The sequence below is a fragment of the Sphingomonas radiodurans genome (assembly GCF_020866845.1).
GTDB classification, from domain to species: domain Bacteria; phylum Pseudomonadota; class Alphaproteobacteria; order Sphingomonadales; family Sphingomonadaceae; genus Sphingomonas; species Sphingomonas radiodurans.
Window position 1 is genome coordinate 3110920 of record NZ_CP086594.1, and the last position, 11970, is coordinate 3122889.

The window sequence follows — 11970 nt, forward strand, 5'->3', positions numbered from 1 at the left end:
TGCCCCTCTCCCCGACCCTCTCCCCTGAAGGGGAGAGGGAGACTGTTCACTGCCCCTCTCCCCAGCCTTGGTTATGCCTCTGGCCGCATGCCGGGGAGGCCGATCGCGAAATCGACATTCCGCATCGTCGCCATCATCGGCCCGTCCCATTGCGGCGGGCAGGGGATCGAGCCGATCGCCCAGCCCATGATGTCGACGTCCTGTTCCTCCATCAGCGCCTCGAACCAGTCGAGCTGGTCGGGGGTCCAGCTGGCGTGGTGCGCGTCGAAGAAGCCGCCGATCATGAAATCGGCCTCGCGCGTGCCGCGGTGCCAGGCGCGGAAGCGGGTGCGCTTCAGGCGGGTGTCTTGGTCCATCACGGCTCCAACGGCAGTTGGCCGGCGGCGGTTTCGCGCGGCCGGCTTACGGGGTATCGGGACCAGATAGTCATGCGCCCCGAAATCCTCAATCCGCTGTTCGCCGAAGTCACTGCGCTCAAGGGCGTCGGGCCGAGCCTTGCCAAGCCGCTCGAACGGCTGGGGCTCGCGCGGATCGTCGATGTCGCGTTCCATCTGCCGAGCGGATGGATCGATCGCATCCCGCGCGACGAGCTGATGGCGCACGATGCCGGGCGCACGATCGCGATCACCTTGACGCCGCGCGAGATCCGCACCTCCTCCAGCCCACGCGCGCCGACGCGGGTGCAGGCGAGCGATGCGCTGGGCAATTACGTCAGCCTGGTGTTCTTCGGGCGATCGAGCGGGATGGTGCGCAAGCTATTCACCGTCGGCGAGCTGGTGTGCGTGTCAGGCAAGGTCGAGCAATACGGGCAGGAGCTCCAGATCATCCACCCGGAGATCATGGAGGAGGGCGACGGCACGCGCGAACGCGAGGCGATCTATCCGCTGTCGGAAGGGCTGACCTCGCGGCGGCTGGGCGCGATGGTGGCGCAGGCGATCGAGCGCGCGCCCGACCTGCCCGAGTGGATCGAGCCGAGCCTGTTGGCGCAGCGTGACTGGCCGGCGTGGAAGGCGGCGCTCGCGCGGATCCATGCCGACCCGTCGGATGCGGTGGCGCGGGCGCGGGTCGCGTATGACGAGATATTCGCCAATCAGCTCGCGCTGGCGCTGGTGCGGCAGGATACGCGGCGGCGGCGCGGGCGCGCGCTCAAGGGCGACGGGCTACTGCGCGACCGGCTGAACCTGCCCTATGCGCTGACCGGCGCGCAGGGCCGCAGCGTGCGCGAGATCGAGGGCGATCTGGCGCAGGACGCGCCGATGCTGCGGCTGCTGCAGGGCGATGTCGGATCGGGCAAGACCCTCGTCGCGGCGATGGCGCTGCTGGTCGCGGTCGAGGCGGGGGCGCAGGGGGCGCTGCTGGCGCCGACCGAGATCCTGGCGCGGCAGCATTATGAGACATTGCGCGAGACGCTCGCCGGGCTGCCGATCAACGTCGCGGTGCTGACCGGGCGCGACAAGGGGCGGGTGCGCGAGGGCGTGCTGATGGGCCTCGCCGATGGGTCGATCGACATCTTGATCGGCACGCACGCGATCTTCCAGGAGGCGGTGACCTATCGCGATCTGGGGCTGGTGGTGGTCGACGAACAGCATCGCTTCGGCGTGGCAGAGCGGCTGGCGCTGTCGGCCAAGGGCAAGACAACGCCGCATCTGCTGGCGATGACCGCGACGCCGATCCCGCGCACGCTGGTGCTCGCGCAGCACGGCGAGATGGACCAGAGCCGGCTCGACGAGATGCCGCCGGGGCGCGAGCCGGTCGAGACGCGGGTGATCAGCGAGGAGCGGCTCGACGAAGTGGTGAATGCGCTCGGCCGGCATCTGGCGGAGGGCAAGCAGGCCTATTGGGTCTGCCCGCTGGTGGAGGAGAGCGAGAAGAGCGATCTCGCCGCAGCCGAGGCGCGCGCGGCGACGCTTGCGGCGCGGTTTGGCGATCGCGTTGGGCTGGTGCATGGGCGGATGCGCGGGCCGGAGAAGGATGCGGTGATGGCGCGCTTCGCCGCCGGCGAGACGGGCGTGCTGGTCGCGACGACGGTGATCGAGGTGGGCGTGAACGTGCCCAATGCGACGCTGATCGTGATCGAACATGCCGATCGCTTTGGCCTTGCACAGTTGCACCAGTTGCGTGGGCGCGTCGGGCGGGGCGGGGGGCAATCGCGGTGTTTGCTGATGCGGGGCGCGGCGCTGAGCGAAACGTCGCGCGCGCGGCTGGCGCTGATGCGTGAGACGAACGACGGGTTCCGCATCGCCGAGGAGGATCTGCGGCTGCGCGGCGGTGGCGAATTGCTCGGCACGCGGCAGTCGGGCGAGGCAGCGTTCCGGCTGGCGACGCCCGAGTTGCTGGGGGAGTTGCTGCCGGTTGCGTTCGACGACGCGCGGCTGCTGATCGATCGCGACGGCGGGCTGGCGGGCGCGCGGGGGCAGGCGGCGCGGGTGGCGCTGTATCTGTTCGAGCGCGATGCCGGTGTGGCGCTGCTCCGCTCCGGCTGATAGCGCCCGGTTATGACTGCGCTGCTGCCGATCCTGTTCGCCGTTGCTGCCGGGCTGTGTGTGGCGGTGCAATCGCCGTCGAACGCGATGCTGGCGCGATCGACCGGATCGGTGTGGTTTGCGGCGACGATCTCGTTTCTGGGCGGGACGTTCGTGCTGCTGACGATCTGGGCGGCCTATGATCGCACGCCGCTCAGCGCGGTGCGCGCGGCGCCGGCTTGGGCGTGGATCGGCGGGTTATATGGCGTCGTGTTCGTGGCGGCGGTGGCCTATGCGACGCCGCGGCTGGGGCTGGCGGTGACGCTGACCGTTACGCTCGCGGCGCAGCTGACGATGGCGGTGGCGCTGGACCATTTCGGGCTGCTGGGGTTGCGGCAGGAGCCGGTGTCGCTGTCGCGGCTGGCGGGGTTGGCGCTGGTGGTGGCGGGGGTGTTTCTGGTGCGGCGGTGAGGGAGATGATAAGTCCGGTGCTTTGCGGCTAGAAAGCATTAATTCGACATTGGAAATATGAAACGATCTGCTCTTGCCAATATCCGATCATCCGAGCTTCGACTGCCCTCGCCTTAATCAGAGGCTCTGGCGCTATACCGATTTTCCAAAATTCACCGAGCTACTTACGTCTCGACGACTTTGGCTGGCAAACGCCGAAATACTGGCGATCGATGATCCACATGAGGGCCTTCAGGGAGCGGTACAGTTTCCCCATCGAATGTGGCGTTCACTTGATGAAGTCCCCGACGCACTCCGTAAGCAAATCGTGGGAAAAGGCCGCCGAAAGCCCGAAGAAACGGACGATCACGTTTTTGCAGGCTGGTTTATGGGTGAAGAACAGCGTTGTTTTATGACGCTGTCTAATCGCCGAAACTTTTTCGTTAATTGCTGGCACGCTGCTGATCATGAGTCTGTCGCGATGTGGAAGATATATGGATCACCCGGTGCTGGAGTCGCCATCGTGTCTAGCGGCGGCCGACTTCATACTGCTCTGGAGCATTCGAGTGAGAAAATATATCTCGGCGCCGTAAAATATGTTGATCCGCTGACGTTTGAGATTGGAACCCCAAACGCCTTCGACTCCTTGGTACGGAAGCGATCAAGCTTTTCTTACGAGAACGAGGTTAGGATCGTTCATTGGCAAACCGGACGGTATCATGATCCTCTGTCGAACTTTGACTGGGACGAGAGTGCAATGCGTTTCAAAAATATTGTAGAGGATCCGCGCCCGATTTTGCCGGGATTAGCTCTAGACTGTGATCTTGATACCATGATCGAGCACGTGATAGTTTCACCGCTCGCGCCGACTTGGTATCTGCCAATGATCGAGCGATTGAGAGAAAAGCTCGGCTACAACTTCACAATTAGCGCCTCAGACCTTCTAACCGCACCACCAACCATTGACTGATGTCGAACTGGTGAGGTGGCAAGTTACTCCGCCACCAGCATCCCGTGATTCTTCTTCCCTGCCGACACTCGCACCGGCTCAGCGCCTGCAGTCACTGTCGCTAATTCGTCCGACACCTTCTCGCCCGCGACCCTAGCTCCACCCTGCTTGATCAGCCGGCGCGCTTCGCCCTTCGAGGCGCAGAAGCCGAGGCCCACCAGCACATCGACCAGCGGCACGTCGCCCGATGCGGCGAACGTCGGCAACGTGTCGCCGCTGGTGCCTTCCTCGAACGTCTTGCGGGCGGTTTCGGCGGCTTGCTCCGCCGCTGCGCGGCCGCGGCATAATGCGGTGGCTTCGTTGGCGAGGATCTTCTTCGCTTCGTTGATCTCGGCGCCTTCGAGCGCTTCGAGGCGGGCGATCTCGGTTTCGGGCAGGTCGGTGAACAGGCGCAGGAAGCGGGCGACGTCGCGGTCGTCGGTGTTGCGCCAGAATTGCCAGTAATCGAAGTGCGGCAGCTGGTCCTCGTGCAGCCACACCGCGCCCGCGACCGTCTTGCCCATCTTCTGGCCGTCGGCGGTGGTCAGCAGCGGGGTGGTGACGCCGAAGACCTCGGTGCCGTCCATGCGGCGCGCGAGCTCGATGCCGTTGACGATATTGCCCCATTGATCGCTGCCGCCCATCTGCAGCCGGCAGCCGTGGCGCGCGCTGAGCTCGCGGAAATCATAGGCCTGCAGGATCATGTAGTTGAATTCGAGGAAGCTGAGCGATTGCTCGCGCTCGAGCCGCAGCTTCACCGAATCGAACGACAGCATGCGGTTGACCGAGAAATGCTGGCCGACCTCGCGCAGGAAGGGGATGTATTCGAGCTGGTCGAGCCAATCTGCATTGTCGACCATCATCGCATCCGTGGGGCCATCCCCGAACGTCAGGAAGCGTTCGAAGATGCGGCGGATCGAGGCGACGTTGTCGGCGATCCGATCGGTGGTGAGCAGCTGGCGCGATTCCTCCTTGAACGAAGGATCGCCGATCTTGCCGGTGCCGCCGCCCATCAGGACGATCGGCTTGTGGCCGGTCTGCTGGAGCCGGCGCAGGAGCATGATCTGGACGAGGCTGCCGACGTGGAGCGAGGGGGCGGTGGGATCGAAGCCGATATAGCCCGGGACGACCTGCGTGGCGGCGAGCGCGTCGAGCGCGGCGGCGTCGGTGGTCTGGTGGATGTAGCCGCGGTCGGTGAGGGTGCGGAGGAGATCGGACTTTAGGGTGGTCATGGTGGGGGGGACATGCCCTCCTAGGGGCGCTGTCGCAAGCGGGAGGGCAGTTGGTGTGCGCTGATATCCTCCCTGAGCTTGCTCGGGGAGGGGGACCGCTCGCCGGAGGCGAGTGGTGGAGGGGAATGCCGTGAGGCGGTTCGCTTGGGGCTTTCCCCTCCACCAGCTTCGCTGGTCCCCCTCCCCAAGCGAGCTTGGGGAGGACTGAAAGAAGGGGAGGATTACCTTCGCGGCAGCTGCGCGGTGGGGTCTATCGGGGTGCGGCCACGGCGGAGTTCGAAGTGGAGTTCGGGGCGGTCGGCGAAGCCGGTGTCGCCGGACAGCGCGATCGTCTGGCCTTTCTTCACCGCCTGGCCGCGCTGCACGAGCAGTTTGGAGGCGTGGCCGTAGACGCTGGTCCAGTTTTCGCCGTGGCGCACGATGACGAGCCCGCCGAGCGCAGCGATGCCGTCGCCGACATAGGCGACGGTGCCGTCCGCGGCGGCCTTGACCGCGGTTTCCATCGGTACGGCGATCTTGATGCCGTTGTTGCGCTCGCCACTGGCGCCGGCGCCGAAACGGCTCACGATCGTGCCGTCGACCGGCCAGAGGAAGCGGCCCGGGCGGCTCAGCGGTGCCGAGATGGCGGCGGTGGCGGGCAGCACCCGGCGCGGCGTGGCAACCGCTTTCGCCGGGGCCTGGTTCGCGGCGATCGCGGGTTCGCCGCCGGTGATGATGTCGTCGATCTCGAGCCGGAAGGCGGCGGCGCGCTCGGCCGCGCTGCGCGGGCGTGCGTCGCCGGGGATCAGGATGCGCTGGCCGGTGCGCAGGATGTAGGGCTCGGCGAGGTCATTCGTGGCGACGATCCGCGACCATTCGACGCCATAGGCGCGCGCGATGGCGATGCCGGTCTGGCCCGAGCGGACGAGGTGGTAACGGCCGCCGGGGATGCGCAGTCGCTGGCCCGTCCGGATCGTGAAGGGCGGCGCGAGATCGTTGGCACGCGCGATTGCTTCCGACCCGGCTCCTACACGCTCGGCGATTGCGCGCAATGAGTCGCCGGAGCGGACGATGTACGTCTGGTCGGCGACCTGCTGCGCATCGGCGGCGACGGGGCGGGCTTCCCACGCCGGGCGCGGAGCCGGCAGCTGCGAAACCTCTTCCGACGTGCCGCCGCGATCGTCGGGTGCCGGTAGATCGAGCGGCGGGGGCGCTGGCGGGGCGGGGCGGTTGCTCGACGGAATGCACGCCGCGAGCCCGAGGACGAGCGGCAGGGCTGGCGTGATCCGTAATCGCATCACCGCAGCGTTAACCGTTCGCGGGCCGCGGCTCCAGCCTGTTCAGCCCGCCGAGATAGGGCTGGAGCACCGACGGCACGGCGACCGACCCATCGGCCTGTTGATAATTCTCGAGGATCGCCACGATCGTGCGACCGACGACCAACCCCGAGCCGTTGAGCGTGTGGACGAATTTGGTCGCCTTCTCGCTCCCCTTGTCGTCCTTGGCTGGCCGGAAGCGCGCGTTCATGCGGCGCGCCTGGAAATCGGTGCAGGTCGAGCAGGACGAGACTTCGCGGTAACGATCCTGGCCGGGCAGCCAGACCTCGATGTCGAAGGTGCGTGCGGCGGAAAAGCCCATGTCACCGGTGCACAGCTTCATGCGGCGGAACGGCAGTTCGAGGCGGGTGAGCACGTCCTCCGCCGCGGCGGTCATCCGCTCATGCTCGGCCTCGGACTGGTCGGGTTCGACGATCGAGACCATCTCGGCCTTGTCGAACTGGTGCTGGCGGATGAAGCCGCGCGTGTCGCGCCCCGCCGCACCGGCTTCGGAGCGGAAGCAGGGGGTGAGCGCGGTAAAGCGCAGCGGGAGATCGCTCGCCGCGAGGATCTTCTCGCGCACGATGTTGGTGAGGCTGACTTCGCTGGTCGGGATCAGCCAGCGGCCGTCGGTGGTGCGGAACAGATCCTCGGCGAACTTGGGTAGCTGGCCGGTGCCGAACATGGCCTCGTCGCGGACGAGCAGCGGGGGGACGACTTCCTCATAGCCATAGTCGCGCGTCAGCACGTTGAGGCCATATTGGCCCAGCGCGCGGGCGAGCCGGGCGGCGTGGCCGCGCACCAGCGTGAAGCGCGCGCCGGCGAGCAGCGCGCCGGTCTCGAAATCGAGGCCGATCGCTGGGCCGATCGCGTCATGCTCGCGGATGGGGAAGTCGAACGTGGGGCGGGTGCCGCGTTCGTGGACAAGCTGGTTGTCGTTCTCGTCGGCGCCGTCGGGCACGTCGGCGAGGGGGAGATTGGGCAAAGTTGCGAGCAGCGTATCGAGCGTGCCGCCGACCTGTGTTTCCTCGGCTTCCAGCTCGGGCAGGCGCTGCTTGAGCGACGCGACTTCGGCCATCAGCGTCGCGGCAGTGGCCTCGTCCTTCTTGGCTTTTGCGGCGCCGATCGCCTTCGAGGCTTCGTTGCGGCGCGCCTGACCGGTCTGCAATTCGGTCAGCAGTTCGCGGCGGCGGCGATCCAGATCGAGGATCGTTGTGGCGTCGGTCGGCTTGCCGCGACGCGCCATGGCGGCGTCGAAGGCGGCGGGATCGTCGCGGATCAGGCGGATGTCGAGCATGGCGGGGCGCTATGCAGGGCGCGGGGAGGGGAGGCAACCCGCGCGGCTACCGCGGCGTTCTAGATCGCCAAGGAGAAGTGACCATGCAAGTGCCCCACAATTCCGTCGTCCTCGTCGTAGATGGCCGCAAGCTGCTGTTCTTGCGCAACGAAGGCGACGCGGCGCACCCGAACCTGACCGTCGAACATGCCCGCGAGCAGGACAATCCGGCCACGCGCGATCAGGCGACCGACGCGGCGGGCCAATCATCCTTGTCGCAGGGCGCGGCACGCAGTTCGGTCGAGCCGACCGACTTTCACCAGCTGGAGGAGGATCGCTTCGCTGCGGGTGCCGCCGAGCTGCTGAAGAAGCGCGCGCTGTCGCAGGATTACGAATCGCTGATCGTCATCGCGCCGCCCAAGACGCTGGGCGAATTGCGCAAGCATTATCACAAGGAAGTCACCGATCGACTGACCGGCGAACTTGCAAAGGATCTGACCGGACATCCGATCCCCGATATCGAGAAGGCGCTGCTCAACGCCTGATCGCATTCCAACAAACGAAAAGGGGCTTCGCACGACCGGTGCGAAGCCCCTTTTCTTTGCCGTCAGGCGTGCCGCGGATCAGGCGGCGACTTGCTTCCCGAGCCGGCGACGCGCGATCAGCGCTGCGGCGGCAGCGCCGAACAGGATCAGCATCGGCGGGGCCGGCACCGGCGAGGGATTGCCGCTGCTGTTGCCGCTGCTGTGCCCGCCGTTCGATCCCCAGCCGTGCGACGAACCATGGCTCGATCCCCAGCCCTTCGACGACGAGCCGTAGGACGAGCTTGAAGTCGAGGTGGACGTGGAGACGTTGCCGCTCGACGATGAGGAGGTCGAGGTGGACGACGACACGTTGCCGCTGGAGGACGAGGAGACGTTACCACTCGACGACGAAGACACGTTGCCCGACGAGGAGGACGTGCTGCTCACGTTGCCGCTCGACGAAGTGCTGCTGACGTTGCCCGACGAGGTCGAGGAGGTGCTGCTAACGCCGCCGGTCGACGTCGAAGAGCCGCCCGACGATGTGGACGAAGACGAGCCGCCCGACGAGGTCGAGGTCGACCCGCCGCTGGAGGTCGAGGAAATCACGATCCCGCTCGATCCGCCGCCGCTGCCGCCCGAGCCGCCGAAGAAGCCGCCCGCGAAGAATCCACCGCCGCCAACGCCGCCGCCGCCGAACCCACCGCCGATGATCGGCGCGACACCGCCGCCGCCCGATACGAGCGCGGGGCCGGCCGGCAGCGGCACGGGAACCGGCGCTGCTTGCGATGCGACCGTCACGACCGTCGGCGCACAGGCCGCCGTCGTCGTGGTGACGATGCGCCGTACCTTGCCGCGACGCGCGACGGTGCGCTTCACCACGCGCTTGGCCACCACCTTGGGGGCGACCTTCGAGTAGGAAGTGCGCGCCTTCTGCGTTTCCGCGACATGGACCGCGCCGCCGCCGACGACCGCGCCACCAACGGTGCACGCGCAGAGTTTCGCCAAAGCCATCCGCACTGACATGATGTCATTCTCTCAATAATTAGAAGACGTCGCCGTCGTTCTGGTCCTGTCGCAACGATGAAGTTGCTATCCGACAAAGGGAGAAACAAAGCCTTAAGCGCAACGGCGTTAACCATCATTGTGCCACCTGCTCGCGCATGAATCGCAGAACCGCCGGCGGGTTTATGGTTAACGTACCAGTCGGGGACGGAATCCGGCGAGCCAGCCGGCGCAGTGCCGGTTCGTTCATTGCGGGGCAAGAAGGCCGCGCTTATCGGCAGGTTACGCTCGCGAACGCTTGTCGCGTCTAGGGCACGCGACTATAGGCGCGGCCCAGGGGCGCTTGGTGGTGCTGAACACACCCTGACGCGGGCGGGGAGATGGTCGATGGCGACAGCGTACAATCGCGCGGATCAAACGGGTGCATCCGGTCGTGGAGCAGCCAACGACAGTGAAAACCGCTATCCGGACGAGGCCTATCATGACGATGGCTATCGACCGCAGCCCGACGAGCCGTTCATGAACCCGCGCCAGCAGGCGTATTTCCGCGCCAAGCTGCTCGCCTGGAAAGATGCCATCCTGCGCGAGGCGCAAGGCACGCTTTCGCAACTGCAGGTCGATTCGATTCGCGAGGCGGACCTCAACGATCGCGCGTCGAGCGAAACCGACTGGTCGATCGAATTGCGCACGCGTGATCGCCAGCGCAAGCTGATCGGCAAGATCGAGGCCGCACTGCGCCGGCTCGACGAGGGCGAATACGGCTATTGCGAGGTTTCCGGCGAGCCGATCAGCCTCGGCCGGCTGGAGGCGCGGCCGATCGCGACGATGTCGGTCGAGGCGCAGGAGCGCCACGAGCGGCACGAGAAGGTTTCGCGCGAGGACTGATTTCTTCGCGAAGGTGCCGATCCGGTCGGTTTGTTTATAATCCGTCAACACTTCAGGCCATATTCAACGCGTATGGATTCCGCCCGCGCCAGTGTCTTCCTCGATGCCGCGCCTGCCGAGGGCGGCGAGCGCGGTCGCGACAGCATGTTCCTGCTCGCCACGCTGAAGGTGGAGGGCCGCCGCGAGGCGCTTCAGGTGCGCGTGCGCAACCTTTCCACCGGCGGGCTGATGGCCGAGCTTCCCGAGCCGGTATCGCCCGATTCGCCGGTCGAGATCGAATTGCGCGGCATCGGCTCCGTCACTGGCCGGGTCGCCTGGCAGACCGAGGGGCGCGCCGGCATCGCCTTCGATCGCCCGATCGATCCGCAGCGCGCGCGCAAGCCGGTCGGCGGGCGCAAGGACGACGACGGCCCACGACCGCTGCGCTTTCCAAGATAGCGTCGACGAGGCTAGACGGACCGCCCCCGATCATGGCAAAGGCGCCGCCCGGGGCGCATGCGGGCGTGGCGGAATGGTAGACGCAGCGGACTCAAAATCCGCCGTTGGTAACAACTTGTCGGTTCGAGTCCGACCGCCCGTACCACTGACGATCGCCGCCGATTGAGATCGGCTTAGCGATCGATGCTCGACCGGTGCGCGCGGATCGGGCATTCATGCTGTAATGTCAGCAACTTCCCTGCTTCGTTCCCGTACCGCGCCGGCGCATGAGGCGGTCGACGGCGCTTTCGCCGAGTACGACCTGGCCGATCGCGCATCCTATAGCCAATTCCTGGTCTCACACGCCCGCGCGCTGCCGCTGGCCGAGGCGATGGCGGTGAGGGTGTGGCCGGCGTTGCGGCCGCGGACGCCGCTGCTGCTGGCGGACTGCGCCGCGCTTGGCGTTACGGTGGATGTGCCTGCCGAGCCGATCGAGCAGCCCCGTGTCGAGACCGACGCCGAGCATTGGGGCGCGCTGTACGTGGTCGAGGGATCGCGGCTGGGCGGCGGCATGTTGGCCGGACGCGTAGGCGAGGGGCTGCCGCGTGCGTATCTCGCGGCGACGCACCAGCAGGGCGAGTGGCGCGCGATCCGGCAGGCGATCGATGCGGCGGCGGACGGGCAGGACGAGGCCTGGCATGATGCGTTAGTGGCCGGCGCGCTGACCGTGTTCGGCCTTTACGCGATGGTTGCCGTCCGCGTTACCTGACCCGCGCCGTGCTGGTGCGGGCGGTGGCGTGGCGCTCGGCATGTGCCAGCAGCGCGTCGAGATCGGCGCGGCTGATGTCGAAGCTTTCGTCCATGTCGGCGAGCGCGCGGTCGATGTCAGTGGCTTGCAGCGGTGTGCCTAGCGCGGGTGCGGGGGCTTGCGCGCGCGGATAGGCGTGGCGGGTCGCGCGGTGGTACAGCATGGCGATCACGACGAGCGCGATCGAGTTGGTCGCGACGGGCATCAGGGCGAAGGCATAGCCTGCATCATGGATCGCCGGGCCGCCGATCACTGCGGTAAGCGCCGCCGCGCCGCCAGGCGGGTGAAGGCATTGCAGCAGCGACATGACAAGGATCGCGCCGCCCACCGCAATGCCCGCGGCAATTGCGGTGTCGGGGATCAGATCGAACGCCGCGACGCCGATAATCGTCGAGATGACATTGCCGCCAAGTACTGGCCACGGCTGCGCAAGCGGGCTGGTCGGCACGGCGAACACGAGCACCGCCGACGCGCCCAGCGGCGCGACGATCACCGGCAGGTCGGCGGCGGCCAGTGGGAGGCGGCCGCAGATCCAGATGGTCGCGGCGATCCCGAGCGCTGCACCGAGGCAGGCGAGCAGCCGGCCCGACAGGCTCGCGCCGGCGAGCAGAGGTTTGAAGAAGGGCAAAGG

At 66.9% G+C, this 11970-nt stretch carries 14 protein-coding genes and 1 tRNA gene; 9 read left to right on the top strand and 6 right to left on the bottom strand.

Annotated elements, in window-relative coordinates:
* Positions 1–71: 71 nt before the first annotated feature.
* A complete protein-coding gene (locus tag LLW23_RS14590; RefSeq protein WP_228946223.1) occupies positions 72–356 on the bottom strand; it encodes an FAD assembly factor SdhE in 285 nt (94 codons plus the stop codon).
* Positions 357–428: 72 nt separating this feature from the next.
* Here LLW23_RS14590 and recG point away from each other — a divergent pair, with 72 nt between their 5' ends.
* From recG to LLW23_RS14605, 3 genes are all read left to right on the top strand, one after another.
* A complete protein-coding gene (gene recG, locus LLW23_RS14595) occupies positions 429–2483 on the top strand; it encodes an ATP-dependent DNA helicase RecG (protein WP_228946224.1) in 2055 nt (684 codons plus the stop codon).
* A 12-nt stretch (positions 2484–2495) separates the two neighbouring features.
* Positions 2496–2933, top strand: coding sequence for a DMT family transporter (locus tag LLW23_RS14600; protein WP_228946225.1), 438 nt, complete (start codon positions 2496–2498; stop codon positions 2931–2933).
* Between the two features lie 73 nt (positions 2934–3006).
* Positions 3007–3882, top strand: a complete 876-nt coding sequence (locus LLW23_RS14605) for a DUF2971 domain-containing protein (RefSeq protein WP_228946226.1) — start codon at positions 3007–3009, stop codon at positions 3880–3882.
* A 23-nt stretch (positions 3883–3905) separates the two neighbouring features.
* Here the strand turns inward: LLW23_RS14605 and tyrS are convergent, their stop codons facing one another.
* The 3 genes from tyrS to serS all read right to left on the bottom strand — a co-directional run bounded on the left by tyrS (position 3906) and on the right by serS (position 7724).
* Positions 3906–5132, bottom strand: coding sequence for a tyrosine--tRNA ligase (tyrS, locus tag LLW23_RS14610; protein WP_228946227.1), 1227 nt, complete (start codon positions 5130–5132; stop codon positions 3906–3908).
* A 221-nt stretch (positions 5133–5353) separates the two neighbouring features.
* The gene (locus LLW23_RS14615) at positions 5354–6409 is read right to left on the bottom strand and encodes a M23 family metallopeptidase (protein ID WP_228946228.1); all 1056 of its coding nucleotides are present in this window, start codon (positions 6407–6409) and stop codon (positions 5354–5356) included.
* A 10-nt stretch (positions 6410–6419) separates the two neighbouring features.
* Positions 6420–7724 carry a serine--tRNA ligase gene (gene serS, locus LLW23_RS14620; RefSeq protein ID WP_228946229.1) on the bottom strand — a complete coding sequence of 435 codons (1305 nt, stop codon included), beginning with the start codon at positions 7722–7724 and terminating at the stop codon, positions 6420–6422.
* Positions 7725–7807: 83 nt separating this feature from the next.
* Between serS and LLW23_RS14625 the strand changes: the two genes are divergently transcribed.
* The gene (locus LLW23_RS14625) at positions 7808–8248 is read left to right on the top strand and encodes a host attachment family protein (protein WP_228946230.1); all 441 of its coding nucleotides are present in this window, start codon (positions 7808–7810) and stop codon (positions 8246–8248) included.
* A 78-nt stretch (positions 8249–8326) separates the two neighbouring features.
* Here LLW23_RS14625 and LLW23_RS14630 read toward each other — a convergent pair whose 3' ends face one another.
* Positions 8327–8596 (bottom strand): PEP-CTERM sorting domain-containing protein, encoded by a 270-nt coding sequence (locus LLW23_RS14630; RefSeq protein ID WP_228946231.1) that lies wholly within the window; start codon positions 8594–8596, stop codon positions 8327–8329.
* Here LLW23_RS14630 and LLW23_RS14635 point away from each other — a divergent pair.
* From LLW23_RS14635 to LLW23_RS14655, 5 genes are all read left to right on the top strand, one after another.
* Positions 8583–9143, top strand: coding sequence for a hypothetical protein (locus LLW23_RS14635; protein ID WP_228946232.1), 561 nt, complete (start codon positions 8583–8585; stop codon positions 9141–9143). The genes LLW23_RS14630 and LLW23_RS14635 overlap by 14 nt on opposite strands.
* A gap of 605 nt (positions 9144–9748) precedes the next feature.
* On the top strand, positions 9749–10114 hold the full coding sequence (dksA, locus tag LLW23_RS14640) for an RNA polymerase-binding protein DksA (protein ID WP_228948597.1): 366 nt from the start codon (positions 9749–9751) through the stop codon (positions 10112–10114).
* A 72-nt stretch (positions 10115–10186) separates the two neighbouring features.
* Positions 10187–10552 carry a PilZ domain-containing protein gene (locus LLW23_RS14645; RefSeq protein WP_228946233.1) on the top strand — a complete coding sequence of 122 codons (366 nt, stop codon included), beginning with the start codon at positions 10187–10189 and terminating at the stop codon, positions 10550–10552.
* A gap of 59 nt (positions 10553–10611) precedes the next feature.
* Positions 10612–10697, top strand: a tRNA-Leu gene (locus LLW23_RS14650).
* Between the two features lie 78 nt (positions 10698–10775).
* Entirely contained in the window at positions 10776–11300 is a 525-nt protein-coding gene (locus LLW23_RS14655; protein WP_228946234.1) for a biliverdin-producing heme oxygenase, read from the top strand.
* Here the strand turns inward: LLW23_RS14655 and LLW23_RS14660 are convergent.
* On the bottom strand, positions 11293–11967 hold the full coding sequence (locus tag LLW23_RS14660; RefSeq protein ID WP_228946235.1) for an HPP family protein: 675 nt from the start codon (positions 11965–11967) through the stop codon (positions 11293–11295). The genes LLW23_RS14655 and LLW23_RS14660 overlap by 8 nt on opposite strands.
* Positions 11968–11970: the final 3 nt, after the last annotated feature.